This window comes from Reyranella sp. (assembly GCF_965249915.1).
Lineage (GTDB): Bacteria > Pseudomonadota > Alphaproteobacteria > Reyranellales > Reyranellaceae > Reyranella.
The window spans coordinates 4,864,629-4,889,574 of the sequence record NZ_OZ252257.1 but is presented as its reverse complement, the minus strand read 5'-3'; the positions used below and the strand labels follow the sequence as shown (position 1 = coordinate 4,889,574).

At 66.6% G+C, this 24,946-nt stretch carries 29 protein-coding genes; 12 read left to right on the top strand and 17 right to left on the bottom strand.

Annotated elements, in window-relative coordinates:
- Positions 1 to 90: 90 nt before the first annotated feature.
- From ACP15H_RS24060 to ACP15H_RS24035, 6 genes are read right to left on the bottom strand one after another with little or no spacing between them, the layout of a single operon-like run.
- Positions 91 to 1,455 carry an NAD(P)H-dependent oxidoreductase gene (locus ACP15H_RS24060; protein ID WP_425068658.1) on the bottom strand — a complete coding sequence of 455 codons (1,365 nt, stop codon included), beginning with the start codon at positions 1,453 to 1,455 and terminating at the stop codon, positions 91 to 93.
- A 22-nt stretch (positions 1,456 to 1,477) separates the two neighbouring features.
- A complete protein-coding gene (locus tag ACP15H_RS24055; RefSeq protein ID WP_425068657.1) occupies positions 1,478 to 2,278 on the bottom strand; it encodes a phytanoyl-CoA dioxygenase family protein in 801 nt (266 codons plus the stop codon).
- Positions 2,279 to 2,326: 48 nt separating this feature from the next.
- Positions 2,327 to 2,998: a GntR family transcriptional regulator gene (locus tag ACP15H_RS24050; RefSeq protein WP_425068656.1), complete on the bottom strand. Its 672-nt coding sequence runs from the start codon at positions 2,996 to 2,998 to the stop codon at positions 2,327 to 2,329.
- 39 nt (positions 2,999 to 3,037) lie between these two features.
- The gene (locus ACP15H_RS24045) at positions 3,038 to 3,961 is read right to left on the bottom strand and encodes a glycerophosphodiester phosphodiesterase (RefSeq protein WP_425069959.1); all 924 of its coding nucleotides are present in this window, start codon (positions 3,959 to 3,961) and stop codon (positions 3,038 to 3,040) included.
- Entirely contained in the window at positions 3,948 to 4,895 is a 948-nt protein-coding gene (locus ACP15H_RS24040) for a M48 family metallopeptidase (RefSeq protein WP_425068655.1), read from the bottom strand. The genes ACP15H_RS24045 and ACP15H_RS24040 overlap by 14 nt, the downstream gene beginning before the upstream one ends.
- Before the next feature lie 13 nt (positions 4,896 to 4,908).
- Positions 4,909 to 5,463: a LemA family protein gene (locus ACP15H_RS24035; protein ID WP_425068654.1), complete on the bottom strand. Its 555-nt coding sequence runs from the start codon at positions 5,461 to 5,463 to the stop codon at positions 4,909 to 4,911.
- Between the two features lie 75 nt (positions 5,464 to 5,538).
- Between ACP15H_RS24035 and ACP15H_RS24030 the strand changes: the two genes are divergently transcribed.
- Entirely contained in the window at positions 5,539 to 6,093 is a 555-nt protein-coding gene (locus tag ACP15H_RS24030) for an RNA 2'-phosphotransferase (protein ID WP_425068653.1), read from the top strand.
- A gap of 32 nt (positions 6,094 to 6,125) precedes the next feature.
- Positions 6,126 to 6,590 carry a nuclear transport factor 2 family protein gene (locus tag ACP15H_RS24025; RefSeq protein ID WP_425068652.1) on the top strand — a complete coding sequence of 155 codons (465 nt, stop codon included), beginning with the start codon at positions 6,126 to 6,128 and terminating at the stop codon, positions 6,588 to 6,590.
- 129 nt (positions 6,591 to 6,719) lie between these two features.
- Here the strand turns inward: ACP15H_RS24025 and dapD are convergent, their stop codons facing one another.
- Positions 6,720 to 7,559 (bottom strand): 2,3,4,5-tetrahydropyridine-2,6-dicarboxylate N-succinyltransferase, encoded by an 840-nt coding sequence (gene dapD, locus ACP15H_RS24020; protein ID WP_422009093.1) that lies wholly within the window; start codon positions 7,557 to 7,559, stop codon positions 6,720 to 6,722.
- Between the two features lie 77 nt (positions 7,560 to 7,636).
- Here dapD and nudB point away from each other — a divergent pair, with 77 nt between their 5' ends.
- From nudB to ACP15H_RS24000, 4 genes are all read left to right on the top strand, one after another.
- Positions 7,637 to 8,074 carry a dihydroneopterin triphosphate diphosphatase gene (gene nudB / locus ACP15H_RS24015; protein ID WP_425068651.1) on the top strand — a complete coding sequence of 146 codons (438 nt, stop codon included), beginning with the start codon at positions 7,637 to 7,639 and terminating at the stop codon, positions 8,072 to 8,074.
- A gap of 146 nt (positions 8,075 to 8,220) precedes the next feature.
- On the top strand, positions 8,221 to 9,618 hold the full coding sequence (locus tag ACP15H_RS24010; RefSeq protein ID WP_425068650.1) for an MFS transporter: 1,398 nt from the start codon (positions 8,221 to 8,223) through the stop codon (positions 9,616 to 9,618).
- An 11-nt stretch (positions 9,619 to 9,629) separates the two neighbouring features.
- Entirely contained in the window at positions 9,630 to 9,947 is a 318-nt protein-coding gene (locus ACP15H_RS24005; RefSeq protein WP_425068649.1) for a monooxygenase, read from the top strand.
- 303 nt (positions 9,948 to 10,250) lie between these two features.
- Positions 10,251 to 11,174 (top strand): IS110 family transposase, encoded by a 924-nt coding sequence (locus ACP15H_RS24000; RefSeq protein ID WP_425066878.1) that lies wholly within the window; start codon positions 10,251 to 10,253, stop codon positions 11,172 to 11,174.
- 47 nt (positions 11,175 to 11,221) lie between these two features.
- Here ACP15H_RS24000 and ACP15H_RS23995 read toward each other — a convergent pair whose 3' ends face one another.
- Both ACP15H_RS23995 and ACP15H_RS23990 read right to left on the bottom strand, forming a co-directional pair.
- On the bottom strand, positions 11,222 to 11,704 hold the full coding sequence (locus ACP15H_RS23995; RefSeq protein WP_425068648.1) for a VOC family protein: 483 nt from the start codon (positions 11,702 to 11,704) through the stop codon (positions 11,222 to 11,224).
- 9 nt (positions 11,705 to 11,713) lie between these two features.
- Positions 11,714 to 12,427: a DUF1428 domain-containing protein gene (locus ACP15H_RS23990; RefSeq protein WP_425068647.1), complete on the bottom strand. Its 714-nt coding sequence runs from the start codon at positions 12,425 to 12,427 to the stop codon at positions 11,714 to 11,716.
- A 56-nt stretch (positions 12,428 to 12,483) separates the two neighbouring features.
- Between ACP15H_RS23990 and ACP15H_RS23985 the strand changes: the two genes are divergently transcribed.
- Complete coding sequence (locus tag ACP15H_RS23985; protein ID WP_425068646.1) at positions 12,484 to 12,930, top strand: MarR family winged helix-turn-helix transcriptional regulator; 447 nt, start codon at positions 12,484 to 12,486, stop codon at positions 12,928 to 12,930.
- A gap of 3 nt (positions 12,931 to 12,933) precedes the next feature.
- Here ACP15H_RS23985 and ACP15H_RS23980 read toward each other — a convergent pair whose 3' ends face one another.
- Positions 12,934 to 13,860: an AEC family transporter gene (locus ACP15H_RS23980; RefSeq protein ID WP_425068645.1), complete on the bottom strand. Its 927-nt coding sequence runs from the start codon at positions 13,858 to 13,860 to the stop codon at positions 12,934 to 12,936.
- Positions 13,861 to 13,941: 81 nt separating this feature from the next.
- Between ACP15H_RS23980 and ACP15H_RS23975 the strand changes: the two genes are divergently transcribed.
- Positions 13,942 to 14,880: a LysR substrate-binding domain-containing protein gene (locus tag ACP15H_RS23975; protein WP_425068644.1), complete on the top strand. Its 939-nt coding sequence runs from the start codon at positions 13,942 to 13,944 to the stop codon at positions 14,878 to 14,880.
- Here the strand turns inward: ACP15H_RS23975 and nth are convergent.
- Entirely contained in the window at positions 14,855 to 15,502 is a 648-nt protein-coding gene (nth, locus tag ACP15H_RS23970) for an endonuclease III (RefSeq protein ID WP_425068643.1), read from the bottom strand. The genes ACP15H_RS23975 and nth overlap by 26 nt on opposite strands.
- Positions 15,503 to 15,515: 13 nt before the next feature.
- On the opposite strand from nth, the gene ACP15H_RS23965 reads away from it, so the two are divergent.
- Entirely contained in the window at positions 15,516 to 16,004 is a 489-nt protein-coding gene (locus ACP15H_RS23965; RefSeq protein ID WP_425068642.1) for a DUF2244 domain-containing protein, read from the top strand.
- Between the two features lie 75 nt (positions 16,005 to 16,079).
- On the opposite strand, the gene dapB is transcribed toward ACP15H_RS23965, so the two are convergent.
- Positions 16,080 to 16,877 carry a 4-hydroxy-tetrahydrodipicolinate reductase gene (gene dapB / locus ACP15H_RS23960; protein ID WP_425068641.1) on the bottom strand — a complete coding sequence of 266 codons (798 nt, stop codon included), beginning with the start codon at positions 16,875 to 16,877 and terminating at the stop codon, positions 16,080 to 16,082.
- Positions 16,878 to 16,934: 57 nt separating this feature from the next.
- On the opposite strand from dapB, the gene ACP15H_RS23955 reads away from it, so the two are divergent.
- Both ACP15H_RS23955 and ACP15H_RS23950 read left to right on the top strand, forming a co-directional pair.
- Positions 16,935 to 17,204 carry a DUF3303 domain-containing protein gene (locus ACP15H_RS23955; RefSeq protein ID WP_425068640.1) on the top strand — a complete coding sequence of 90 codons (270 nt, stop codon included), beginning with the start codon at positions 16,935 to 16,937 and terminating at the stop codon, positions 17,202 to 17,204.
- A 153-nt stretch (positions 17,205 to 17,357) separates the two neighbouring features.
- Complete coding sequence (locus tag ACP15H_RS23950) at positions 17,358 to 18,665, top strand: hypothetical protein (protein ID WP_425068639.1); 1,308 nt, start codon at positions 17,358 to 17,360, stop codon at positions 18,663 to 18,665.
- A gap of 18 nt (positions 18,666 to 18,683) precedes the next feature.
- Here ACP15H_RS23950 and ACP15H_RS23945 read toward each other — a convergent pair whose 3' ends face one another.
- On the bottom strand, positions 18,684 to 20,147 hold the full coding sequence (locus ACP15H_RS23945) for a M81 family metallopeptidase (protein WP_425068638.1): 1,464 nt from the start codon (positions 20,145 to 20,147) through the stop codon (positions 18,684 to 18,686).
- A gap of 2 nt (positions 20,148 to 20,149) precedes the next feature.
- Positions 20,150 to 20,743, bottom strand: coding sequence for a DNA-3-methyladenine glycosylase I (locus tag ACP15H_RS23940; protein WP_425068637.1), 594 nt, complete (start codon positions 20,741 to 20,743; stop codon positions 20,150 to 20,152).
- Between the two features lie 16 nt (positions 20,744 to 20,759).
- Here ACP15H_RS23940 and ACP15H_RS23935 point away from each other — a divergent pair, with 16 nt between their 5' ends.
- Positions 20,760 to 21,479, top strand: a complete 720-nt coding sequence (locus ACP15H_RS23935) for a haloacid dehalogenase type II (RefSeq protein ID WP_425068636.1) — start codon at positions 20,760 to 20,762, stop codon at positions 21,477 to 21,479.
- A 121-nt stretch (positions 21,480 to 21,600) separates the two neighbouring features.
- Here the strand turns inward: ACP15H_RS23935 and ACP15H_RS23930 are convergent, their stop codons facing one another.
- From ACP15H_RS23930 to ACP15H_RS23920, 3 genes are read right to left on the bottom strand one after another with little or no spacing between them, the layout of a single operon-like run.
- A complete protein-coding gene (locus tag ACP15H_RS23930) occupies positions 21,601 to 23,196 on the bottom strand; it encodes an ABC transporter substrate-binding protein (protein WP_425068635.1) in 1,596 nt (531 codons plus the stop codon).
- A gap of 13 nt (positions 23,197 to 23,209) precedes the next feature.
- The gene (locus ACP15H_RS23925) at positions 23,210 to 24,607 is read right to left on the bottom strand and encodes an amidase (RefSeq protein WP_425068634.1); all 1,398 of its coding nucleotides are present in this window, start codon (positions 24,605 to 24,607) and stop codon (positions 23,210 to 23,212) included.
- Between the two features lie 8 nt (positions 24,608 to 24,615).
- Entirely contained in the window at positions 24,616 to 24,810 is a 195-nt protein-coding gene (locus tag ACP15H_RS23920; RefSeq protein ID WP_425068633.1) for a hypothetical protein, read from the bottom strand.
- Between the last annotated feature and the right edge of the window lie 136 nt (positions 24,811 to 24,946).

Sequence of the window (24,946 nt, the reverse complement as noted above, 5' to 3'; positions counted from 1 at the left end):
CAAAGCCGTCAAATGGAGGAAAACGGGTCCCTCCATTCCACTGCCCTCCGGGCGTAGCGACGATTGCCCCACGCCGCCAGGGACGAAGCCTTACTGAGCCGCGATCTTGGTCGCCGCCGGGGCGAAGTCGCGTTCCATTTCGCGGCGGAGCTTCACGGCGGTCAGAGACTCGTCCATCACCACGTCGGCGTAGGTCAGCGACTGGCCGGCCTTGATCGGCTTGAGCAGCTTGACGTTGTGGGCGAGGCCGAGCGGCAGGCTGCCGAGGCCGGTCGACTTCTCCGACGGGAACAGCTTGCCGTAGACCGTGTAGCCGCCCTCGCCGTCCAGCATCTCGCCGGGCTTGAGGTCGCGCTTGGCGGTGGCGATGACGTCGGCGTGGAAGCCGATCGGCGTGCCGGTCGGCTCCTTGCGCAGGCCGATCGAGGCGACCGACATGCCGACCTCGAGGCCGATCAGGTGCCAGCGCTTGTACATGACGGAGTACCGGCCGCTCGGGTCGGTCTGCAGCATGTACTCCTCGAAGCAGTTCTTCTGGTACTCGGTGGCCGCCTCGAACACGACCCACACGCCCTTGCGGATCTCGTAGGGGATGGCGCGCCCGTCCTTCTCCAGCGAGGAGGCGACTTCGACCTGGCCCTTGTGATGGAGCTGGCCGCCCTCGGAGATCGGCCGCATCACGAAGGGCAGGTCCTCCACCGAGCACGGCGGGAAGGCCAGCCCGTCCGGCGCCGGCGTGAGGCCGGTGGCGTTGGCCACGGCGGTGCTCTCGATGGCGGGCTTGGAGCCGTCGAGGAAGGAGTTGAACATCTTGGGGTTCAGGCCGCCGCGCTTGGCCTGTTCCTCGTTGAGGCCCCAGTACTTCCACACCGTCTCGGGCGTCGACTGCGCGAAGTGCGGCAGCCACTTGTGACCGCGGCCGGCGGCGGTCACCTCGAAGCCCGAGGTGCGCGCCCAGTCGACCAGCTCGCAGATCAGCGCCGGCTGGTCGCCATAGGCCAGGCTGTAGATCACGCCGGCGGCGGCGGCGCGCTTGGCCAGCAACGGGCCGCAGAAGGCGTCGGCCTCGACCGTCACCATCACGACGCTCTTGCCATGCCTGAAGGCTTCGAGCGCATGTTCGACGGCGGCGATCGGGTCGCCGGTCGATTCGACGATGATGTCGATCTCGGGATGGCTGACCAGCGCGCGCCAGTCGTCGGTGAGATGGGTGCTGCCGTGCTTGCGGGCGTCCTCGAACGAGCTTGCCGAGGTCACGTCGGGCTTCCAGCCCAGCCGCGCCAGGTTCTCGCGCGCGCGGTCGGGCGAGAGGTCGGCGATGCCCAGCAGATGGATGCCCGGCGTGGTCGGGATCTGCGACAGGTACATCGAGCCGAACTTGCCGGCGCCGATGACGCCGATGCGCAACGGATTGGCTTCGGCGGCGCGCGCCAGAAGCATGCGATGGAGACTCATGGTTTCCTCCGGAGTGTCTTGATTATTCCGCCGCGGCCTTGCGGTTGACGGCGCGGATCACCGCATCGTCTTCCCAGGGATCGACCGGCGTGAAGTCGCGGTGCGCGATATAGTCCGGCCGCTTGAACTGGCGGATCGCGTTGCTGACCGCGTTGTAGGTCACATAGATGATCTGGCGATCCCACGGCGACATGTTGGGGCCGCTGCCGTGGACCAGCGTGCCGTGGAAGAAGATCGCCGAGCCCGGGCCGCCCTTGGGCGCGACGATGCCGCCCTGGCCGACCAGCTTGGCGATGGTGTCGTTGTCGATCACCCACAGCGGATAGGAAGTCGTGGTGAGGTCGTGGCTGGCCTCGATCGCGCCCTTCTTGTGGCTCCTGGGAATGAACCAGAGCGGGCCGTTGAATTCATTCACCTCGTCGATGAACACCGCGAGGTTCATGGCGCGCGGCTCGGGCATGGCGTCGTCGGCTTTCCAGGTGCCGTAATCCTGGTGCCACTGCCAGACGTCGCCGTCGAAGGCGGCCTTTCCGTTGATCTTGAACTGATGGATGTAGGTCTTGTCCTTCAGGAGCTGCTCGGCCGGCTCGACGAAGCGCGGATGGTGGACCAGCGCCTCGAACACCGGATGATAGGTGTGGACCGCGAAGGCGGTGCGCACGACGTCGCCGCTCTTCTCGCGCACGTTCTCAGGCCGGCGCTGGGCGAAGACCTCGGGCACCGAGTTCTTCAGGATCTGGGTCTCTTCCGGCGAGAAATAATCGGGGAAGAAGAGATAGCCCTCTTCGTCGAATTGCTTCAGCTGCTCAGAAGTGAGCTTCATGGCGGTTCCTCCTTTGCCGTGTCGTCTTGCTTGTCGTGAACGCCGTCTTCAGGCGGCGCGGGAAATCACAGCTTTCAATCGTCCCGTCAGAATGCCGGCCATCTGTTCGGCATGGCCGCGGCAGAGCGCTTCGGCCTCGACCGCCTGGCCCGCTTCGAGCGCGCGCAGGATGGCCTCGTGTTCGTCCCACACGCTGATCCGCAGATCCTCCTCGCTCAAGGCCGCGGCCATCACCCGGCGCAGATGCTGCCAGTGCGGCTGGGCGGTCTCGCCGATCACGGGATTGCCGGAGGCCTCGTAGACGAAGAGATGGAAATCGATGTCGGCCTCGATGACCGACGGCACGTAACCGCTCGCCACGGCACGCCGGCCGACGTCGAGCAGGGCACGGCCGCGCTGCACGAGATGGGGCGTGTAGTTCGAGGCGGCGAGCCGGGCCGCGGCACCGTCGAGGGCGGCGCGGACGACGTAGAGATTGCGCGCCTGCTGGACGTCGAGTGGCGCCACGCACACACCCTTGCGGCCGGCATCGACCAGGAAACCCTCGCGGCGCAGCAGCATCATGGCCTGCAGGACCGGCTGGCGCGACACGCCGAACTGCTGGGCGATCTCCTCCTGGGTGATGCGGGCGCCGGATTTCAGCTCGCCGGAGCAGATCGCTTCGAGGACCGAATCGTGGATCCGCTCGGAAAGATCGGGCTCGGGAAGGATGGGGCGCATGTCTGTATACAGAACACAGAGGCTGCCCGAGTCAACCGCCTAGCGAGCTTTCAGGCCTTTGGCACTGAGAATCTGCACCCCGCGGTCGGGGTAGTCGGTGATCAGCCCGTCCACGCCAAGGTCGATCAGCCGCCCCATCTCGGCCGGGGCATTCACCGTCCAGGGGACGACCTTGAGGCCGAGCCCGTGGGCCTCTTTGACGTTCTCCGCCGTGACGTTCCGCCAGAACGGCGACCAGGTCGCGCAGCCGGCCGCCTGGGCGAGCCGGGGCACGGAGCCGCCCTGGGCCGTGAGGTCGAGTCCGCCCAGCCAGGGGGAAGGCCGTCCGCTGCCGCGCTGCACCGTGTCGAAGTTGTTGCTCTCGATGCTGAGGCAGCCGGTGGAGATCTCGGGCGCCAGCTTGCGGGCCGCGATCAGGCCGCGCCAGTCGAACGACTGCAGCGTGCTGCGCGCCTCCGCCTTGGCCTTGCGAATGCCGTCGACGGCAACCGCGGCAAAGGCGGCGGGGTCGAGGGTGAGGTCGGGTTTGCCCGGATCGGTCTTGATCTCGATGTTGAAGCGCACCCCGGGGGCCGCCTGCGCGAAGAATTCGGGCAAAGTCGGGAAGCGCTGGCCATCGACCGGCTTCTGTTCCGGGAACTGCTGGGCGTACTTGCTGGCCGGGTTCACGCGGCCGATGTCGTAGCGCTTCAGTTCATCCAGGGTCAGCGTGCGGATGGCCGGTCCCGCAGCCGTGAGCCACTGCCCGTCCGGCCCGCGCGTCAGGTCGGGATTGAGATAAGGGTCGTGGCTGATGACGACGATCCCGTCGCGCGTCACCGCGAGGTCGGTCTCGAGGGTCGTGACGCCCAGGTCCTGCGCCAGCTTGAAAGCGGCCAGCGTGTTCTCCGGCGCCAGCCCGCGCGCGCCGCGATGGCCCTGCAGGTCGAAGGCCGCCGCGAGCCCGGTGCTAAGCGCCCAGATTGCGCAGGCGAGCGATGCGATCCGCGATATCGGGATGGGTGGCGAGAAGCGCCGGCGTCTTCGAGGTGAACTGGTTGATCGGATTGACGATGAAGAGATGCTGCGTGGCACGGCTCACTCCGGGAAAGGGGGCGGCCTTCTCCGCGAGCTTGCCCAGCGCGGAGATGAGGCCATTGGGATTGCGCGTGAACTGTACGGAGGTCGCGTCGGCGAGATACTCGCGCTGCCGGGATACCGCCATCTGCACCGCCTTGGCCGCGAGCGGTGCCAGGATCGCGACGACCAGCAGCACGACGATCAGGATACCGCCACCCGAGCTGCCCTTGCGGTCGTCGCTGCGCATCCGGCCCAAATTCATCGTGCGCAGCGCCATGTCGCAGACCAGCGCGATCAGGCCTACGGTCACGCCGACCACGACCATGTAACGCGTGTCGAGGTTGCGGAGGTGCGCCATCTCGTGCGCCACCACGCCCTGCAGCTCGTCGCGGTTCAGCGAATTCAGCAGCCCGCGCGTGACCGCGATCGTGCCGCTGCCGACCTTGTTGCCGGTAGCGAAGGCGTTCAGCGCGTCGGTCTCCAGCACCATGACGCGGGGCATCGGCACGCCCGCGGCGATCGAGATCTCCTCGACCACGTTGTAGAGCTGCGGCGCGTCCTGCTTTTCGATCACCTTGGCGCCGGCCATCGACAGCACCATCTTGTCGCCCACCGCCAGCGAGATCGCGCTCCAGCCGATGCTGACGGCCGCCATCAGGCCGGCGGCCGCGATGCCCATCTGGCTCACCGGCGGCAGCGAACCCGAGGACTCGGTCTCCAGCAGCGCGCCAACCAGATAGCCGATCCCGCCGGCCAACAGGGTGAGAACCGCCAGCAGCACAATCGTGTTGCGGCGGTTCTGGTGCTGGGCGGCGACGAAGTCGGTGGTGGCGCTCATGCGCCGTGCCCTCTCAGCGCAGCGCGACCTTCGGCACGTCGTGCTCGGACTCCGGCATGTTGAACAGGTCCATCGGGCCGAAGCCCAGCGACGCCGCGGCCAGAACCGCCGGGAAGCTCTGGCGGCGGGTGTTATAGGTGTTCACCGAGTCGTTGTAGAACTGGCGTGCGAAGGCGATCTTGTTCTCGGTGGCCGTCAGCTCCTCCTGGAGCTGCATGACATTGTCGTTGGCCTTGAGGGTCGGATAGTTCTCCATCAGGGCGAACAGACCGTGCGTCGCCTGGCTGAGCGCCGCCTCGGCCGGCCCCGATTGTGCGGCATTGCCGCTCGCCGCCACCGCGTTGTTGCGCGCCTGGATCACCTTGGTGAGCGTCTCCTGCTCGTAGCCCATCGCGTCCTTCACCACCTGCACCAGGTTGGGAATGAGATCGTGCCGGCGCTTCAGCTGCACGTCGATCTGGCTCCACGCGGTCTGCGCCTGGTTGCGGCCGCCGACGAGGCCGTTATAGACGGCGATCAGCCACAGGCCGATGGCGACGACGATGCCGAGGAAGATCCATGTGCTCATTCGACAGTCTCCGTTAGAGCGCGGCGTTACAGTACACCATGACGGTGCGGGCCAGGCCTCGCATTATGGATTTCCATGGAAAAGAAGGACCTTCGCGACCTGAGCAAGCTGGTGTCGCACGCGCTGCGACATGAACCGGCTGCCTACGGGCTGAAACTGGACGCCGACGGCTGGGTGGCCCTCGACGCGTTCATTGCGGCGGTTCGCGCTTCGGACGCGCGATGGCGCGACGTGACGACGGCCGACCTGGAGGCGATCGGAAGCGCTTTCGAGAAGAAGCGTCACGAGATCTTCGAGGGGCGCATTCGTGCGGCCTACGGGCATTCGGTCGAGGCGGCCATCGACCGGCCGGCGATCGAACCGCCGGCCATGCTCTACCACGGAACCTCACCCGAGGCGGCGGAAGCCATCGTGAAGGAAGGGCTGCGCCCGATGGAGCGGACGCATGTTCATCTTTCCGTCGACCTGACAGGCGCTCGCGAGGTCGGCTTGCGCAAGAGTTCGACGCCTGTCCTGCTGGGCGTCCGGGCGCGGGATGCCCAAGCGCAAGGTCATCGTTTCTATAAGGTCGATGGCCGCGTGTGGCTGGCAGATGCCGTCCCTCCGGCATTCCTCGACAAGATGGGCTAGTGTCTGCCCAACCAATCCAATTGGAGGAATGCATGAGCACACAGGAGCTGCTGAAGGCCTTCTGCTCGGCGGTGGAGCGCCGCGACGGCAAGGCGTTCGCCAGTCTGTTCACCGAGGACGCCGTCTATCACGACGTGTTCTACGGCGATTTCAAGGGCCGCGAGCGCATCGCCGAGATGATCGACGACTGGTTCCATCGCACCGCGCACGAGTTCCGCTGGGACATGCACCGGCCGGTCAGCGACGGCAGGATGCTCTACGCCTACTACACGTTCAGCTACGTCTCGAAGCTGCCCGGCGCCGAGGGCAAGCGCGTCGGCTTCGAAGGATGCTCGATGATGCAGCTGCGCGACGGGCTGATCCTCGACTATCGCGAGGTGGCCAATGTCGGGCCCGCCTTCGTCGAACTGGGCTTCGCGCCCGAGCGCACGTCGAAGATCCTCGCCAAGGAAGGCGCGCACCTCAGGACCCAGCCGGAGTGGAAGCGGCACATATGAATTGAGCCTTCCCATTCGAATGGGGAGGTGTCGTCGTCCTACGACGACGGAGGGCCATGACTCCATCGCCCTCGTAAGACGAGGGCACTTCCCCTTTGCGGACTCCGCAAAGGGGAAGAACCTGAGTGATTAATCGCGCAGCAGGTCGTTGATCGAGGTCTTGGAGCGGGTGCGCTCGTCGACGGTCTTCACGATCACGGCGCAGTAGGTCGAGGGCCGGTCCGGGCCGCCGCCGATGTTGCCGGGCACCACCACCGAGTAGGGCGGCACCTTGCCGATGTGGATCTGGCCGGTGGCGCGGTCGACCACCTTGGTGGTGGCGCTGATGAACACGCCCATCGAGAGCACCGCGCCGGTGCCGACGATCACGCCCTCGACGACCTCGGAGCGGGCGCCGATAAAGCAGTTGTCCTCGATGATGACCGGGTTGGCCTGCAACGGCTCGAGCACGCCGCCGATGCCGACGCCGCCCGAGAGGTGGCAGTTCTTGCCGATCTGGGCGCAGGAACCGACCGTCGCCCAGGTGTCGACCATGGTGCCGGTGTCGACATAGGCGCCGAGGTTCACGAAGGACGGCATCAGCACGACCGACGGGGCGATGTAGGAGCCGCGGCGCACGATCGAGCCGGGGACCGAGCGATAGTTTGCCTTGGCGAAACGGGCGGCGTCCCAGCCGGTCGTCTTGAGCGGCACCTTGTCGAACCAGGGCGCGGCGCCGAGGCCGGGGAACGAGGCGCCGCCGTCCATCGGGACCGAATCGTAGAGGCGGAAGGAGAGCAGCACGGCCTTCTTCAGCCACTGGTTCACGACCCATTCGTCGCCGAACTTCTCGGCGGTGCGATAGGTGCCGTCGTCGAGGCCGGCGATCGCCGCTTCGACGGCGTCACGCACTTCGCCCTTGGTGGCGCTGTTGATGCCGTCCCGCGCTTCCCATGCCGCGTCGATCGCGGTCTGCAGCTGCTTGCTCATCGAAAAATCCCTCGAAAAATGCCGCCGGACCATAGCGGCGGGAGGCCCGGAGTCAATGTTCCGGGCTATGCTGCGGCATGGGCTTCAAGATCCCCGAATCGGTGCTGGTGGTGGTTCATACGCCCCGGCTGGACGTGCTGGTGCTGGAGCGCACGGGGACCGGGCTCTGGCAGTCCGTGACCGGGTCACGCGAACTGGACGATCCGGACCTCGAGGCGACGGCCCGTCGCGAACTGCTCGAAGAGACCGGATTGGCCGTCGGGACGCTCACCGACTGGCGCCAGACCAACCGCTACGAGATCTGGGCCCAGTGGCGTGCCCGCTACGCGCCGGACGTCACCCACAATGTCGAGCATGTGTTCGGCTTCCAGGTGCCCGAACGGACCGTGGCCACGCTCGATCCCACCGAGCACGTCGCCCAGCTTTGGCTGCCTTGGCAGGAGGCCATGAAGAAGGTGTTCTCGCCGACCAACCGGGATGCGATCTGGCAGCTGCAGCGGCGGGTGAAAGCGTAAGGGTCCCTCGCGGCGCTCGGGATGACAATCTTGTCGAGATGGACGCAGTGCGCCGATGCAGCAAACGGTGTCATCCCGAGCGCCGCGAGGGCCCCTTGCTCAGGGGGCTTATGAAGAGTGGCTGCTCTCGGGCATAGTGACCCGGCATGACAGATTCTCACGCGGCCCCGCCGCCCGTCCGTGAAGCCTCGACTCTCGGCCAGTTCAGCTGGGCGCTGTTCGACTGGGCCAACCAGCCCTTCTTCACCATCATCACCACCTTCATCTTCGCGCCCTACTTCGCCAACGTGCTGGTCGGCGATCCGGTGCAGGGGCAAGCGGCGTGGGGGTTCACGCAATCGGCTTCGGGCGTGCTGATCGCGCTGATGAGCCCGTTCCTCGGCGCCATGGCCGATGCCGGCGGCCGTCGCAAGCCCTTCATCCTCGCGTTCCAGCTCCTGCTGGTCGTTGGATGCGCCGGCCTGTGGTTCGCCTATCCCAACCGGCCCGACCTCATCCTGCCGATCAGCTGGGCGGTCATCCTGGCCACGGTCGGTGCTGAGATGTCGATCGTGTTCAACAATGCCCAGCTCCCGAACATCGTACGGCCCGAGCGCATGGGCCGGCTGAGCGGCTACGGCTGGGGGCTGGGCTATTGCGGCGGCCTGGTCTCGCTGATCGTCGTGCTTGCCGTGTCGATGCCGGCCCTGTTCGGCCTGGCGGCCTCGAACGACCGGCCGCTGTTCGGCCTCGATCCCGCCAGCCACGAGCTGGAGCGCCTGGTCGGGCCCGCGTCGGCGCTTTGGATCATGATCTTCGTGCTGCCGATGTTCCTGTTCACGCCGGATTCCGCCGGTGCGCGGCGCCAGCCCCTGCTCGTCGCCGCGCGGGAAGGCGGCCGCTCGCTGCTCTCGACGCTGAAGCGTCTGCCGCGCTACGGCAACGCGCTGCGCTATCTCATCGCCTTCATGCTCTACAATGACGGGCTCGCGGCCATCATCGCCTTCGGCGGTGTCTATGCCGCCGCGACCTTCGGCTGGAGCACGGTGACGCTCGGCATCTTCGGCATCGTCCTGACGGTCTTCGCGATTCCCGGTGCGTTCCTCGGCGGCCGGCTGGACGACTGGATCGGCAGCAAGCGGACGGTGCAGATCGCCATCGCCGGGGTGATCGTGGCGACCCTGGGCATCGTCGGCGTCACGGCCACGCACGTCTTCTACGTCGTGCCGGCCGACCCGATCAGCCCGACCCGTGGCCTGTTCGGCTCGCTGCAGGAAAAGGTGCTGATGGGCTTCGCGCTCATTCTCGGCTTCTGCATGGGGCCGATGCAGGCGGCCAGCCGCACGATGGTGGGCCGCATCGCGCCGCCGGGCATGACGGGGGAATTCTACGGCCTGTTCGCCCTCTCGGGCCGGGCCACGGCGTGGATGGCGCCGTTCGCCATCGCGACCGTCACGGCGGCGACGCAGTCCACCCGCATCGGCATGGCCTGCGTTCTGTTCTTCCTGGTGGTAGGCTTCATCCTGCTCTGGAAGGTGCGCGAGGAGCGCGCCGCCCCCGTTTGAAGGAGGATCGCATGATCACCGCCATCGTGAATTTCAAGCTGCCGGCCGACATCGATGCGAAGAAGGCCGCCGAACTGTTCAAGGGTTCGGCGCCGAAATATCGCGGCATGAAGGGGCTGGTCCGGAAATACTATCTGTTCGACGCGGAGAAGCGGATCGGCGGCGGTGTCTATCTCTGGAAGAGCCGCGCCGACGCCGAGGCGGTCTATACGCCGCAATGGCAGGCCTATATCGCCGAGCGCTACGGCGCCCCGCCCGACATCCGCTATTTCGAGACCGCCGTCGTGGTCGACAACGACGCCGACACGATCACCGCCGACGCGGCGTAGCGTCTCTCTGTAAATCCACCTCATGCTGAGGAGCCGCGCAAAGCACGGCGTCTCGAAGGATGGGCAACAGACGGGGTGCGCGTGCCCACCCTTCGAGACGCGACCCTTCGGGCCGCTCCTTGTATCAAGACACGGCCGCGCCGGCGTAGAGTTGCAGGTGCGGTCTCGGTGGAGAGCCCGCAGGCTCCTGGGGCCTCCAAGCCCGTCCCTGAGCTCGGCGCCTCCACCGTTGATTTTGTGATCCCGAACGGTCGCCTGGGCCGAACCGCGAGCCCGCATGCGCAAGGATGGGAGCCAAGATCCATGTTCGTAGGTATCGATGTGGCGAAAGAGCGCCTGGATGTTCATGTGCGCCCCGCCGGCGAGGCCTTCACCGTTGCCCGCAACGGAGAAGGCATCGAGGACCTGATTGGGCGGCTGAGTAAAATGGCACCTGCTCTGATCGTGCTCGAAGCAACCGGTGGCTTCGAGACGATCGTGGCGGCAGGCCTGGGCGCGGCGGGCCTGCCCGTGGCGGTCGTCAATCCACGGCAGATCCGAGACTTCGCCCGGGCCACCGCACGGCTGGCCAAGACCGATGCGCTGGATGCCGCTGTCATCGCCCACTTCGCCGAGGCGGTGAACCCACCGGCGCGACCGCTCGCTGACGAGCAGTCCAGACTGTTGGGCGAACTGATGGCCCGCCGCCGTCAGCTCGTCGAGATGATCGGGGCCGAGAGCAATCGCCGGCGCATGCTCACAGTTCGACGCACCCTCAAGAGCGTCGATCGCGTGCTTGCCACCTTGAAGGCCCAGCTCGAACAGATCGACGACGACATCGACACCGCCGTCCGGGGAACACCGACCTGGCGGGAAGCGGAGGACCTTCTGATCAGCGTTCCCGGCATCGGGCCCAGGATCGCCCGCACCCTGATCGCCGAACTGCCTGAACTGGGCCGTCTCGGCCGACGCGAGATTGCTTCCCTGACCGGCGTCGCCCCGTTCAATCGCGACAGCGGCACCTTGCGTGGCCGCCGTACCATCGCGGGAGGACGACCCGTCGTACGGGCTGCCCTCTACATGAGCATCCTCGTCTCCATCCGCCGCAAGCTGCCCTTGGCGCTGACCTATCATCGCCTGCGCGCCGCAGGAAAGCCGGCAAAGGTCGCCATCGTCGCTTGCATGCGCAAGCTCGTGACCATCCTCAACGCCATCCTCAGGGACAGAAAACAATGGGCAAACGCTTGACCAACACGACGGTCGCTCAGGGTGAGGATATTGTTTGAAGTGATGGCTTACTTGCCTCGACGCGCCGCCTCGATCCTGGCGACGTCGATCTTCTTCATGCCCATCATCGCCTCGAAGGCGCGCTTCGCCTCCTCGCCGCCGGCCGCCATCGCCTCGGTGAGCACGCGCGGCGTGATCTGCCATGACAGGCCCCATCGGTCCTTGCACCAGCCGCAGGCGCTTTCCTGGCCGCCATTGCCGACGATGGCGTTCCAGTAGCGGTCGGTCTCTTCCTGGTCGTCGGTGGCGATCTGGAACGAGAAGGCTTCGGTCTGCTTGAACACCGGCCCGCCATTGAGGCCGAGGCAGGGGATGCCGCAGACCGTGAACTGCACGGTCAGCACGTCGCCCTTCTTGCCCGACGGATAGTCGCTGGGCGCGCGATGGACGGCCGTCACCTCGCTGTCGGGAAAGGTCGCGGCATAGAAGCGGGCCGCGGCCTCCGCGTCCTTGTCGAACCAGATGCAGATCGTGTTCTTCGCGACGGTCATTGCCATTCCTCAGACGTCCAGGATGGGCGCGAAGCCGCCATAGATCATGCGCTTGCCGTCGAACGGCATCTGCTGGTCCTTCATGCGCTGGTCTTCCATCATCTTCTTCCAGCCCTCGTCGCGGACCTGCTTGGACGGCCATTCGACCCAGGAATAGACGATCTTCTCGTCTTGCGTGGCCTTCACCGCGCCCTTGTAGTCGGTGACCTTGCCGTCGGGCACCGCATCGCCCCAGGTCTCGACGATCCGCACGGCGCCGTAGTCCCTGAACACCGACGCGGCCTTGCGGGCCATGTCGAGATAGGCCTGTTTGTTGGCGGTCGGCACCGCGGCGAGGAAGCCGTCGACGTAGCCGGTCTTGCCGCCCTTCGCGCCGGCCTCATCGAGGATCGGCGTGAAGCCGGCGACGATCATGCGCTGTCCGTCGAAGGGCATGTCCATGTCATGCATGCGCGGATCGTTCATGACCTTCCGGTGCGCTTCCTCCGCGACCTCCTTGCTGGGATATTCGATCCACGAGAAGACCACGACCTCGTCGGGCCTGGCCTTCACCGCGCCCTTGAAGTCGGTGAGCTTGCCGTCGGGCACGTCGTCGCCCCAGGCCTCGACCTGGCGGGTGGCGCCGAATTCCTTGGCGATCGGCGAGAAGTCGGCGGCCGCCTTGCGATAGGCCTCCTTCTTGTCGGCCGGTACCGGCAAAACAAATCCCTGCACGTAGGCCATGAGTCCTCCTGCTGGTTGATCTCGAGTGGAAAGGTTGATATCAACGCAAATACGACATGTCAAAGAAACTGGACGCCTCGTTCGAGACGACGCTGCACGTCTACGACCACTGCCTGTGTTTCGCCGCCCAGCGCGCCGCACGCGCGCTGGCGCGTCGCTTCGACGAAGCTCTGTCACCGCTGGGTCTCACCAGCGGCCAGTTCTCGCTGCTGACCTCGCTCAATCAGCCCGAGCCGCCGTCGATGGGCTCGATCGCCGCGCTGCTGGTGATGGATCGCACCACGCTCACCGCCAACCTGAAGCCGCTGGAGCAGCGCGGCTTCGTGGAGATCGCGGTCGATGCGGCCGACCGCCGGGTGCGCCGGCTCATCCTCACGCCGGCCGGCCGCAAGGTGCTGCAGTCGGCGATGCCGGTCTGGGTGGAGGTGCATGGCGAGATCGACCGGCTGCTGCCCGCCTCCGACGGCCGCACCCTGCGCCGCGGCCTGCGGGCGCTCGCCTGACGCTCAGGCCGCGAGCGCGCCGATCCCGGCTGCGGCCAGCGGCAGCGCGACGAGCGCAAAGAGTGTCTGCAGTGCCGTAATGCCGGCCATCAGCGGCGCGTCGCCGCCGAGCTGGCGCGCCATGATGTAGGCCGAAGACGCGGTCGGCAGGGCCTGGAAGAGAAGCGCCGTGACGAGTGCCGGTCCCGTCAGGCCCATGAGCCAGGCGACCGCGACGGTCACGACCGGCATGGCCAGGAACTTGATCGCCGACGAGGCCGCGACCGGCGCGATCCAGCCGCGCACCGATCGGAATTCGAGAGCGGCGCCGACGCAGAGCAGGCCGATCGGCAGCGACGCCGCGCCGAGCGCCCGCAGCGCCGGCTCGATCCCGGTCGGAAGCGTGAGCCCGAGCAGTTGAAAGCCGATGCCCGCGAACGAGCCGAGCACCAGCGGGTTCGTCACGAGTTGCCGGGCGATGCCGCGGCCGCTCAGCCGCGCCGATCCGTGACGGGCGAAGACCAGCACGCAGAGGATGTTGACGGTGGGCACGATGGCGGCACTGCAGAGGGCCGCCAGTGCGAGGCCTTGCGTGCCGAACAGGCCGGCGGCCAGGGTCACGCCGACATAGTTGTTGAAGCGGATGCCACCCTGGAAGATCGAGGTGAAGGTGGGCCCGTCGACGTGAAGCACCGGCCGCAGCGCGACGAGCAGCGCCGACACGGCGAGGATGGAGAGGATTAGGGTTGAGACCAGCTCGCGCGCCGGCAGCGCCTCGAGCCTGGCCGTCGCGAGACTATGGAAGAAGAGGCACGGGACCAGCACGTAGTAGCTCAGCCGTTCCGCCTGCGGCCAGAAGCCGTCGGCGAGGAAGCGGACGCGTCGCAGCACGATGCCGAGTGCGATCAGCAGCACGATGGGAAGCAGGGCGAGGATCACGTCGGCGCTCATGGCCCGATCTGTACGCCCCCGAGCACCCCGAGCGAAAATTCTTAATACTCAACCGATCGATGACAATTTATCATCGAACGCATGTCGCTTCGCGCCCTCCGCACGCTCCAGGCCATCGCGCGTCACGGCTCCTTCGCCGCCGCGGGCAAGGCGGTGGGGCTGACGCAGTCCGCCGTGAGCCTGCAGGTGAAGGCGCTGGAGGAGGAGTTCGGCGCCGCCCTCTTCGATCGCGCGCGTCGCCTGCCGGTGCTCACGGAAGCCGGCCGCATCGTGCTCGCCCGATCCGCCGAGGTGCTCACGCTGTACGACGACATCGCGGCCGCGCTGGGCGACGAACGATCGCTGGCCGGCCGCCTCCGGGTCGGCGCCGTGCAGACCGCGCTGGCCGGCGTGTTGCCCGATGCGCTGGTCGCCCTCAACCGCGCCCATCCGCGCGCCCGCGTCTCGGTCTCGGTCGGCCTGTCGGCGGAGATGGCGGAGAAGGTCGCGGCCGGCGAACTCGATGCGGCGCTGACCACCGAGCCGGTACGGCCCTATCCGGCCGGCCTCGTCTGGACGCCGCTCTACCAGGACCGCTTCTGGCTGTTTGCCCCGCCCGGCCAGGGGCGGCGGAGTGCCCGCGACCTGCTGGCCGAGCTGCCTTTCATCCGCTTCGACAGCAAGGCCTGGGCCGGCCGCGTGATCGATCGCGAGCTGCGGCGGATGCGGGTCGAGGTCCACGAGGAGATGGTGCTCGACAGCCAGGACATCATCCTGCGCATGGTCGAGAAGGGGCTGGGCGTCGCCGTCCTGGCCGTGGCGGACGAGGTCTTCGCCGGTCTGAAGCTCACCTGCCTGCCCTTCGGCGAACCGCAGCTCATCCGCAACATCGTGATGCTGGAACGCCAGGACCGCCGCGGCGGCCGTCTTGCCGTGGCGTTGGCCGAGGCCGTGAAGGAGGCAAAGGAAGCGGCATCAGCGCCGGCCCGGAAGCGGGCGAAGGCGGCCCGAAAGGCTAGGCCGCGACGGTCTTCCCCTTGAAGGTACAGAGATCGTTCACGACGCAGGCCTGACACAGCGGCGTGCGCGCCTTGCAGGTGTAGCGGCCGTGCAGGATCAGCCAGTGATGGGCGTGCAGCTTGTATTCCTCGGGCACGCGCTTCAGCAGTTTCAGTTCAACCTGCAGCGGGTTCTTGCCGGGCGCCAGGCCGGTGCGGTTGCCGACGCGGAAGATGTGGGTGTCGACGGCAATGGTCGCCTCGCCATAGGCGACGTTCATCACCACGTTGGCGGTCTTGCGGCCGACGCCCGGCAGCGCCTCCAGCTCCTCGTGCGTGCGCGGCACCTCGCCGCCATGCCGCTCCAGCAGGAGGTGGCTCAACGCGATCACGTTCTTGGCCTTGGTGCGGAACAGGCCGATCGTCTTGATGTGGTCGATCAACTTCGCCTCGCCCAGCGCCACCATCTGGGCCGGGGTCTTCACGAACTTGAAAAGCGGCCCGGTGGCCCGGTTCACGCCGACGTCGGTGGCCTGCGCGGAAAGCACGACGGCCACCAGGAGCTGGTAGACATTGTCGTATTCAAGCTCCGTCTCGGGCTCCGGCATTGCCTTCTTGAGGCGTGCAAAGAACTCGGGGATGACGGCGGTCTTCATCAGGGCCATATAGCTTCCTACCATGACCGAAGCGCCCCTTCCGGCGGTTCATTTCGCCACCTCGCTGACGCCCCATCGCAGCCTGTCTGCGGAGGGCTTCCGCTTCGTGATGCTGGGCGCGATCGCCGCCAACCTGGTGATCGGCCTGCCCCTCTTCATCATGGGCGCCTGGCCGGTCTTCGGCTTCATGGGCCTCGACGTCTTCCTCCTGTGGTGGCTGTTCAAGCGCAGCTATTTCGACGCCCGTCGCAGCGAGACCTTGCTGCTGACCGACCGCGAGCTGGTGGTGGTCCGGGTCGCGCCCGACGGCGAGCGCGAAGAGCTGCGGCTCGATGCCTACTGGCTGAAGGTCGAGGCGACCGAGGAGCGCCTGGTGGTTACCTCCCGAGGTAACCGCGCCGTGATCGGCCGCTTCCTCGGCCCCGACGAACGCCTGAGGGTCGCCGACCAGCTCAAGGCCGCCATCGCCGAGATGCGCGCGCCGCGTTACGACCACGCCTGGGACGAGTAGGTTTTCACTTTCGCCAATGATGCCCTCTCCGCCCGCGCACTGCGTGGCGGAGAGGACACTTGAGTCCGGTGTCGCCTAAAGCCCCAGCACGTCCTTCATGCCGTACAGGCCGGGCTTCCGGTCCTCCAGCCACTTGGCCGACTTCACGGCGCCGGCGGCATAGGTCTCGCGGCTGAAGGAGCGGTGGTTGAGTTCGAGCCGTTCGCCGGCGGCCGCGAAGTAGACGGTGTGGACGCCCACCTCCTCGCCGCCGCGCAGGGTGGCGAAGCCGATCTCGCCGCTCGGCCGTGCGCCGGTATGGCCGTCGCGGCTCTTGCGCCAGACATCCTCGAGCTGGACCTTGCGGCCCGCCGCCGCGGCGCGGCCAAGTGCCAGCGCGGTGCCCGAGGGCGCATCGATCTTGTGGCGATGGTGCATCTCCAGCACCTCGATGTCGTAGCTGGGATCCAGCATCGACGCGGTCTTCTCGACCAGCGCCAGCAGGATGTTGACGCCCAGCGCCATGTTCGCCGCCCACATGATCGGCACCTTCGTCGCCGCATCCTCGATCAACTTGGTCTGGATGGGATCGAGGCCGGTCGTGCCGATCACCATGGCGACGCCGTTCGCGCTGGCCACCTTGGCATGCGCTACGGTCGCCTCCGGCACGGTGAAATCGATCACGCACTGGGCGGCCCTGATGGCGGCGGCGCTGTCGTCGCCGATCAGCACGCCGTTCGGCTCGATGCCGGCCATCTCACCCGCATCCTTGCCCAGTGCCTTGGAGCCTGGCCTCTCGCTGGCGGCGGCCAGGGTCACGCCCTCGGTCCGCGCGATCTGGCGGACCAGCATCTGGCCCATGCGCCCCGAGGCGCCGACGACGGCGATCTTCATCTCGTTCCTCTTCTCGTTGGTTGGCCTAGACTAACGGACCGGAAGCGAGGGGAACACATGCTCTTCATGGTGGTCGAGAAGTTGAAGAACCAGGACGGCAAGGCCGTCTACCGCAAGCTCCAGAAGGGCCGCGGCCTGCCCGACGGGCTGGAATTCGTGGCGAGCTACGTGACGGCCGATCTCGGCCGCTGCTTCCAGCTCATGCGCACCGACGACATCACGACGTTCCAGAAATGGATCGCCGACTGGCAGGAGGTCGTCGAGTTCGAGGTCGTGCCGGTGGTCGAAGGCAAGACCACGCGCGAGGCGCTGGAGCCGCTGCTCTGATCGGGGTGGCGGCGGGTGGCGTGGAGCGCGCGGCAGGTGCCATGCGGTAGAAATGCAGAATTGAAGGGCTACCCCACAGTGCCGGCCTGATAGGCTGTGACTGTTCTGCATGCGGATGCAGGTCATGCGAAACCGGCGTTGGGAGTCATTGTGATGACGACGACGTTCAAGCTCCAGGACAACACGAACCTCGAACCGTCGGTCGCCCAGGCCTATGTCGCCGGCTGGATCAACGGCGGCTCTTCCACCTTCCAGGTGCTGCAGAGCGACGGCACGTTCGGCGGCGGCATCCCGACCAGCGTCCCCTTCTACCCCGTGTCGAAGATACCGACGGTGACGCTCGACGTGGCGACCAATGGCAACGACCAGCTCCTGTTCGTGGTGTCGCCGGGCGCGCCAACGGCTCTCAAGGTACTGAACTCGGCACCCGAGAAATTCACGCAATATCCCTACCCGGTCGCTCCCGGAATCGCTGCTCCGGGGCCGTTCGACATCTTCGAGTTCGGCCTGAACGCCCAGGACGATGTCAGCGCGGTGAGCGGGTTTGGCCTCAACCTGAGCTTTTCAGTGGGCGGCAGTGCCGGCCAGCAGTTCGGTGTGTCGAGCGCGGTGACCCGGAAGGAGATCGGCACGGCCTACACGGCCTTCGTTGCGAACGAGGTGGCGAGCCTGTCAGCCGCGAAGGCCTTCGCCGAACTGCTGTACGACGGCGCCCTCGACGTCGCCGGCGCGCCCGCGCCGCCGTCGGTGGACAGCCAGTTCTTCGCCATCTCCGACCCCAACGACATGCTGAACGCCCTCACCGACAATTACACCGCCGCGACGGACGATCCGCTGGCGACCTACTGGGATACGACGCTGGCCGCCTTGTTCACCGTCGGCAACTATCTCAGCATCAACCTCAGCGCCAATCCGGCGGCGCCGAACATCTATTCCGGCTATTGCAGCGGCAGCGTCGGCGCGGAGGTCTTCACGTTCAGCAACGGCAGCAACACCTACGGATTCGACAATCCGCTGAATTCCAACCCGTTGGGCTTCGCAGGCGCGCAGTATGTCTTTCAGCAGGCCTTCACCGTGGCGCCGGCGCCCGACAAGGGCCTGCTGCAGGACAATATCTGGCAAGCGCTGTGTCGTGGGGTGGCACAGCTGGGCGTATCGACGACACCGATCACCGGTGGCGAGAGCACCACGGCGTGGAACAATCCGGACAACTGGTACCAGCCCGGCAATGTCAGCCACGTCTACGCCAAGTTCCTGCACTATTCCGACGCGGACGGGAACGACAGTCGCACCAGCGGCAATCCGCCGATCTTCATCGCCAATGCCGCCTACGGCTTCAGCGAGGACGAGAACCCGGATGGGCCGTATTCCGGCCCGAACGTGCCGTCCAAGAGCGCCACCGTGCCGGACGGCTCGACCGTCACGATCACGCTCGGCGCCTGGGACACGACGTCGAGCTGACGTCCCGATGCGCAGGCGTCATCCTTTCCAGGGATCCGCCACCTTCGGCCAGAACGGCGTCTTGCGCTTGGTGTAGGGCCAGCGGGTGACGTCGGGGTCGGCGGCGCCGGGGGTGGCGACGTAGAGGATCTCCTTCGCGACGCCGACGAAGCCGTTATAGAAATGCTGCGCGCTCTTCACGATCACGACGCGGTAGTCGGCCGGTTCGGCGCCCACCGCGCGGAAGGCGTCGGCGTGGAAGGTCTGGTTGCGCCGGGTGCAGATCGCGATGTCGACATGCTCGGACGACAAGAGCGCCATGTCGCCCAGCGGCGACATCACCGGCCCGTAGGGCTGGAAGACGTTGCGGGCGATCTTCTTCACCGTGACGTCGAGGTCGATCGGATCGCCGCTCACCGTGCCCGACTTGCCGCCCAGCCGCATGCGGATGCGCGCGCCCTCGCCCGCCTCCTCGGCGATCTGGAAGGCCATCGGATCCCACATCACGCCGAACAGGGCTGGCCCGATCTCGCGCTCGACCAGCGCCTTCAGCACGAAGGTCGAATCGCCCGGCGCGCCCGAGCCGGGATTGTCGGCACGGTCGGCCAGGACCAGCGGGCCCTGGTTGTGCGAGGCCGCGCGGTCCATCGCCTCCTCGACGGTGAGATACTTGGTGGCATAGCGCTCGCGATTGTCCCACAGCTCGCGGCCCAGCTGCTCGGCCAGCGCCTCGGCCTTCTTCAGGTCGCCATCGGCCACGACCAGCGTGCGGGTGCCGACGTCCTCCACGTCGGCGAAGGAGAAGCCGTGGCTCAGCGACACCGAGAGGATGCCGTCCTTGCCTTCGAGGCTCTTCATGCGCACCACGAACTCGCTGATCGGCGGGACGGAGGTGCGGTACTGGGCGATCATGCGGCAGTCGTAGCGTGCCATCACCGGCTTCACCTTGCCCTCGACCGTGTCGGCGATGATGGCGAACAGTTCGGCCGCACGCTCCATCGTGTCAGTGTGCGGGTATTCCTTGTAGCCGACCAGCACGTCGGCGCTCTCGAGCATCAGGGCGCTCAGGTGACAGTGCAGGTCGAACTCGGCGCCGATCGCCACCTTGGGCCCGACGATGGCGCGGATGCGCGACAGGAGATCGCCCTCGCAGTCGTCATAGCCGTCGGCCACCATGGCGCCGTGGACGTTGATCAGCACGGCGTCGAGCGGCAGCGCGGCCTTCACGCCGTCGAGGATCTCGTCGCGGAAATCCTCGTAGACCTTGCGCACGGTGGTGCCCGACGGCGCCGCGAAGGTCGAGAGACCCTCGATCACCGTCCAGCCGCGCTTCTCGGTCTCCTTGCGCCAGACATGGACGGGCGCGGTAAAGTTTGTGGGCTCGTGCTGGGTGGCGTCGCCGTGCCAGATACCGTGCTCCTGGTAGCCGCGCAGGCCGGTGGGAAAGGGCACGAACTGGTTGGTCTCGGTCCCGAGGGCCGCGATGTAGACACGCTTTGTCACGATTACTCCTTGGCGCAGTGGCAGCCCGCGACATGGTCGTCGACCATGCCCGAGGCTTGCATGAAGGCATAGCAGATGGTGGAACCGACGAACTTGAAGCCGGCCTTCTGAAGGGCTTTCGACAGGGCGTCGCTTTCGAGCGAGCGCGCCGGCACGTCCTTGAGGGTCTTGGGACGGTTCTTCTTCGGCGTGCCGCCGACGAAGCTCCACAGGAACTTTGAGAAGGAGCCTTCGCGCTCCTTCAGCGCGAGATAGGCCTGGGCGTTGGTCACGCTCGCGGCGATCTTGCCCTTGTGGCGGATGATGCCGGGATCGAGCAGCAGCTTCTCCAGCTTCGCAGGGCGATACCGTGCGATCTTCTCGGGATCGAACCCGTCATAGACTTTGCGGTAATGCTCGCGCTTGCGCAGCACGGTGATCCACGAAAGGCCCGCCTGGCAGCCTTCGAGCGTCAGGAGCTCGAACAGCGCGCGATCGTCGCGCAGCGGACGTCCCCATTCCGTGTCGTGGTATTCCTGGTACAGCGGATCGTCGGAGACCCAGCCGCATCTAGGCTTGCCGTCCGCGCCGCTCACTCTATCGTGCTTCCAAACCATGTGAGGAAGCTACCCAATGTCCAAGGTCCCCGCCAATCTGAAGGTCTGCATTTTCGATGTATTCGGCACCGTCGTCGACTGGCGCGGCAGCCTGATCGCCGACCTGCCGGCGCTCGGCAAGAAATACGGAATCGAGACCGACTGGACGAGCTTTGCCGACGACTGGCGCGGCCTCTATCAGCCGCAGATGGGCCGCGTGCGCAAGGGCGAGCTGCCGTGGACGCGCATCGACGACCTGCACAAGGAAGCCTTCGAGATGCTCCTGAAGAACCGGGGCCTGAAGCATCCGGGCGAGGAAGGCGCGTGGGAGTTCACGCACCTCTGGCACAAGCTGCGGCCGTGGCCCGATTCGGTCGAGGGCATCGGCATGATGAAGAAGAAGTTCGTCGTGGCGACGCTCAGCAACGGCAATGTCGCGCTGCTGATCAACATGGCCAAGAACGGCGGCATTCCGTGGGACCACTGCTTCTCCGGCGAGACCTTCCATCACTACAAGCCCGACCCCGAAGCCTATCTCGGCGTGGTCGACAGCATGTACGTCAAGCCCGAGCAGGTGATGCTGGTCGCCGCGCACAACGGCGACCTTGCGGCGGCGCAGAAGTGCGGCCTGTCGACGGGCTTCGTGCTGCGCCCCACCGAACACGGTCCCAACCAGAAGCGCGACCTCAAGGCCGAAGGCGAGTGGAACGCCGTCGGCACCTCGATGATCGATCTCGCGAAGAAGCTTGGGTGCTGATTCTACCGAAATAAGGATCCTTCGCTACGCTCAGGATGACACCGATTTTTTGGATCGGGGCACTGCGCCAGTCTCAATAGTAGTGTCATCCCGAACGCAGTGAGGGATCCTTAACGGTCCTCTAGACCCCGATCGTCGTGAGGTCCTGGAACCAGTGCTGGGCCTGGATGTAGGACTTGATCTTGGGCGACAAAGCGTGCGGGTTGGTGTCGTGGACGACCCAGATCAGCACGGCGTCGTCGACCACCTTCTCATGGACCTTGGCCATGATCGCGTCCTGCTTGGCCGGGTCGAACTCGGCCAGCGCCTGGTCGATCAGCTTGTCGACCTCGGGGCTGGCATAGTTGCTCCAGTTGACGCCGACCGGCGCGCCCTGGTTCGAGGCGAAGAAGCGGGTGAAGGCGTAGAGCGGGTCCGACGTCACGTAGGCGATGTTGTTGGCCGTCACGTCCTTGTTCATCTCGGCCTTGGCACCGGCGCGCCACGCCGTATAGAGCGCCTCGAGCTCGACGACCTTGAAGTCGAGGTCGATGTAGACGTCCTTGAACATCTGCTGGATGGCCTCGTTCATCGGCAGCGACAGCATCTGGCCGCTGCCGCCCGAGGCCACGACGAACTTGGTCTTGAGCGGCTGGGCCTTGCTGAAGCCCGCCTCGCTCATGAGCTTGCGCGCCTCGTCGGGCGCGAACTTGATCTCGAAGCTGGGCTTGCCGAACCACGGGCTCGATTTGTCGACCTGGCCGAAGGCCGGCGTGGCGAGGCCGCCCAGCAACTGGACGATGGCGTTGCGGTCGATGGCGAGGTTGGCGGCCTTGCGCAGGCGGATGTCGGTCCAGGGTGAGCCCGGCAGCATCGAGGGGTGATAGTTCCAGACGTGCGGCGTGACGTTCTGCACGATCTTCATGCCGGCCTTGGTGAGGCGGTCGACCGTGTCGGGCGTCGGCGTCTCGATCAGGTCGACCGAGCCCGAAAGCAAGGCAGCCGTGCGCGTCGCGCCCTCGGGGGCGACCACCAGGATCATGCGGTCGGCCTTGGGAATGCGCTTGGGATTCCAGTACGCCTCGTTCTTGACCAGCTCGGCGCGCTCGCGCGGCACCAGGCGCGCCAGCTTGAACGGGCCGGTGCCCGACGGCTCGGAGGCGAACTTGTTCCAGTCCTTGCCGAGCTTCTCGAACTGGGCCGGGCTCGACACCAGGAACCACAGCATCTGGTAGGGAAAGAGCGCATCGACGACCTTGGTCTTCACCTCGACGGTCATGTCGTCGATCTTGCGGTAGCTCGCGACCGACGGCAGGCGCGGCCGGACCTGCGAGGCCTGGCGCTGGTCGAACTGCGGCGCCTTGGTGTCGAACACCTTGTCGAAGTTCCAGACCACGGCATCGGCGTTGAAGGCCGATCCGTCATGGAACTTCACGCCGTCGCGCAGCTTGAAGACCCACAGCGTCTTGTCGGCGTCGTCGACCTTCCACTCGGTGGCGAGGCCGGGGATCAGCTTGCCCGGCCGGTCGGAGATGTCCATCTCCCAGGCGACCAGCGGATCATAGAGCGTGTAGCCGGTGAACTTGTAGGCGCCGGCGCCCCGGTCGGGCTGACCGGTAGTCAGCGGCACGTCGGCCATCGAGATGCCGAAGCGCACGACCTTTTCCTGCGCGAATGCGGGGATCGGCAGCGCGGCCAGCGCGCCGGCGGCGATGAAGGAACGGCGGGACACGCTCATGGCGGGACTCCTGTCAGAGGTTCGGTCGACGCGAACGCCAGGGCGTGGCGCGTTCATAGGCAGAGCCGGCGGCCAGGACGCTGGCATCGTCGAACGCGCGGCCGGCGAGCTGGAAGGCGAGCGGCAGTCCGTCGCCATCGAAGCCGCAGCACACCGCAGCGGCGGGCTGGCCGGTGACGTTGAAGGGCATGCTGAGCGACGGCTTGCCCAGGAAATGGAAGATCTGCGCCGGATCCTCGAAACCTTCCGGCGGACCCCACTGATTGGCCGTCATCACGAGATCGTAGCCGCGCATCGCCTCGCGCGTGTCCTGCTGCAGCTTGCGCCGGAAGCGCAGCGCCGAGATGTATTGCTCGGCCGACAGGAACGCGCCGAGCTGGAAGCGGCGGCGCGTCGTGTAGCCGAACTTCTCGGGCCGCTCGATCACGTCGCGGCGATGGATGGCGTGCGCCTCGGTGGTGATGATGACACGGCCGCAGATGTGATAGTCGCGGATGTCGGGGAAGATCACTTCGTCGACCGTGGCGCCGAGATCGCGCATCACGCGCACGGCCTCTTCCATGCCCGCTGCCATGTCGTCCGACAGCTTGCCCTTGGGCCCCTCGTACCAGCTCCGCGCCAGCGCGATGCGCATGCCCTTGATCGGGCGTTGCGCCGCCGCGCCGTAGTCGACCTTGGGCGCGCGCGCCGAGGCCTGGTCATTGGGATCGTGCCCGGCCAGCACGTCGAGCATCAAGGCGCAGTCCTCGGTCGTCCAGGCCATCGGCCCGGCCGTATCGAGGCTGAAGGAGAGCGGGAAGATGCCGCAGCGGCTCACCAGGCCATAAGTCGGCTTGATGCCCGCCGTGGCGCAGTAGCCCGCCGGATTGCGGATCGAGCCGCCGGTGTCGGAGCCCATGGCGCCCATGCAGAGTGCGGCTGCAATCGCCGCACCCGAGCCGCTGGAGGAGCCGCCGGGCTGGAGCGCGGTGTTCCACGGATTGCGGACCGGCGGGAACGGCTGGTCCGACGTCATCGCCCCGTTGGCGAATTCGTGCGTGCCGAGCTTGCCCAGGATCACGGCGCCGCCGGCCTTCAGGCGCCGCACGGTCTCGGCGTCGATGGCCGGCACATAGTCGATCTTGAGATGCGAATGGCCGGTCGTCTTGATGCCGGCGGTTTCGTAGATGTCCTTCAGCCCGATCGGGATGCCGTGCAGCGGTCCGCGCCGCAGGCCGCCTTTCATCTCCATGTCGGCCTGACGGGCAGCGTTCAGCGCGACGTCTGCGGTGACGGTGACGTAGCTGGACAGGCTGCGGTCGACGGTGGCGATGCGCGCCAGGAACGCCTCCGTCAGCGCGGTCGACGTGAGTTCGCCGCGCGCCATCAGGCGGCCGGCCTCGGCGATGCCGAGCGTCGTCAAATCGGTCATGGGAAACTCTACTCGTCGGCGCGGAAGACTTGCGGCGGTTCGGCGGCCCAGGCCCAGCGCTCGGGGATGCGCTCCATCAGCCCCAGCAGGCCGACATAGCCTTTGTGCAGGTGGCCGATATCTTCCTCGGTCAAGGTGAGACCGGTCAGCGCGGCGCGTGCCCGGAATTCCTCGAGCGATGGCGCCTTGGTCGACGATGTCATGACATTCCTCCGCAATGATTGGTGCATGCAATCGACATGCCGCTTCACTTGTGGCGGGCATTTGTTGCGTTGGCTTGGCGCTTGCATGACGGAACGCACAGCGTCTCGCGTCGGGGTTGCCGACGGGATCGCCGAA

Excerpts from the sequence above, each read along its gene's own strand:
- ACP15H_RS23955 (WP_425068640.1), top strand. The coding sequence starts at position 16,935 with ATGCTCTTCATGGTGGTCGAGAAGTTGAAGAACCAGGACGGCAAGGCC.
- nudB (WP_425068651.1), top strand. The coding sequence starts at position 7,637 with ATGGGCTTCAAGATCCCCGAATCGGTGCTGGTGGTGGTTCATACGCCC.
- ACP15H_RS23930 (WP_425068635.1), bottom strand. The coding sequence starts at position 23,196 with ATGAGCGTGTCCCGCCGTTCCTTCATCGCCGCCGGCGCGCTGGCCGCG.
- ACP15H_RS24025 (WP_425068652.1), top strand. The coding sequence starts at position 6,126 with ATGAGCACACAGGAGCTGCTGAAGGCCTTCTGCTCGGCGGTGGAGCGC.
- ACP15H_RS24035 (WP_425068654.1), bottom strand. The coding sequence starts at position 5,463 with ATGAGCACATGGATCTTCCTCGGCATCGTCGTCGCCATCGGCCTGTGG.
- dapD (WP_422009093.1), bottom strand. The coding sequence starts at position 7,559 with ATGAGCAAGCAGCTGCAGACCGCGATCGACGCGGCATGGGAAGCGCGG.
- ACP15H_RS23980 (WP_425068645.1), bottom strand. The coding sequence starts at position 13,860 with ATGAGCGCCGACGTGATCCTCGCCCTGCTTCCCATCGTGCTGCTGATC.
- ACP15H_RS24030 (WP_425068653.1), top strand. The coding sequence starts at position 5,539 with ATGGAAAAGAAGGACCTTCGCGACCTGAGCAAGCTGGTGTCGCACGCG.
- ACP15H_RS23940 (WP_425068637.1), bottom strand. The coding sequence starts at position 20,743 with ATGGTTTGGAAGCACGATAGAGTGAGCGGCGCGGACGGCAAGCCTAGA.
- ACP15H_RS23990 (WP_425068647.1), bottom strand. The coding sequence starts at position 12,427 with ATGGCCTACGTGCAGGGATTTGTTTTGCCGGTACCGGCCGACAAGAAG.
- ACP15H_RS23920 (WP_425068633.1), bottom strand. The coding sequence starts at position 24,810 with ATGACATCGTCGACCAAGGCGCCATCGCTCGAGGAATTCCGGGCACGC.
- ACP15H_RS23975 (WP_425068644.1), top strand. The coding sequence starts at position 13,942 with ATGTCGCTTCGCGCCCTCCGCACGCTCCAGGCCATCGCGCGTCACGGC.
- ACP15H_RS24055 (WP_425068657.1), bottom strand. The coding sequence starts at position 2,278 with ATGAAGCTCACTTCTGAGCAGCTGAAGCAATTCGACGAAGAGGGCTAT.
- ACP15H_RS24005 (WP_425068649.1), top strand. The coding sequence starts at position 9,630 with ATGATCACCGCCATCGTGAATTTCAAGCTGCCGGCCGACATCGATGCG.
- nth (WP_425068643.1), bottom strand. The coding sequence starts at position 15,502 with ATGGCCCTGATGAAGACCGCCGTCATCCCCGAGTTCTTTGCACGCCTC.
- ACP15H_RS24000 (WP_425066878.1), top strand. The coding sequence starts at position 10,251 with ATGTTCGTAGGTATCGATGTGGCGAAAGAGCGCCTGGATGTTCATGTG.
- ACP15H_RS23950 (WP_425068639.1), top strand. The coding sequence starts at position 17,358 with ATGACGACGACGTTCAAGCTCCAGGACAACACGAACCTCGAACCGTCG.
- ACP15H_RS24050 (WP_425068656.1), bottom strand. The coding sequence starts at position 2,998 with ATGCGCCCCATCCTTCCCGAGCCCGATCTTTCCGAGCGGATCCACGAT.
- ACP15H_RS23995 (WP_425068648.1), bottom strand. The coding sequence starts at position 11,704 with ATGACCGTCGCGAAGAACACGATCTGCATCTGGTTCGACAAGGACGCG.
- ACP15H_RS23925 (WP_425068634.1), bottom strand. The coding sequence starts at position 24,607 with ATGACCGATTTGACGACGCTCGGCATCGCCGAGGCCGGCCGCCTGATG.
- ACP15H_RS24060 (WP_425068658.1), bottom strand. The coding sequence starts at position 1,455 with ATGAGTCTCCATCGCATGCTTCTGGCGCGCGCCGCCGAAGCCAATCCG.
- ACP15H_RS23935 (WP_425068636.1), top strand. The coding sequence starts at position 20,760 with ATGTCCAAGGTCCCCGCCAATCTGAAGGTCTGCATTTTCGATGTATTC.
- dapB (WP_425068641.1), bottom strand. The coding sequence starts at position 16,877 with ATGAAGATCGCCGTCGTCGGCGCCTCGGGGCGCATGGGCCAGATGCTG.
- ACP15H_RS24010 (WP_425068650.1), top strand. The coding sequence starts at position 8,221 with ATGACAGATTCTCACGCGGCCCCGCCGCCCGTCCGTGAAGCCTCGACT.
- ACP15H_RS24040 (WP_425068655.1), bottom strand. The coding sequence starts at position 4,895 with ATGAGCGCCACCACCGACTTCGTCGCCGCCCAGCACCAGAACCGCCGC.
- ACP15H_RS23985 (WP_425068646.1), top strand. The coding sequence starts at position 12,484 with ATGTCAAAGAAACTGGACGCCTCGTTCGAGACGACGCTGCACGTCTAC.
- ACP15H_RS23965 (WP_425068642.1), top strand. The coding sequence starts at position 15,516 with ATGACCGAAGCGCCCCTTCCGGCGGTTCATTTCGCCACCTCGCTGACG.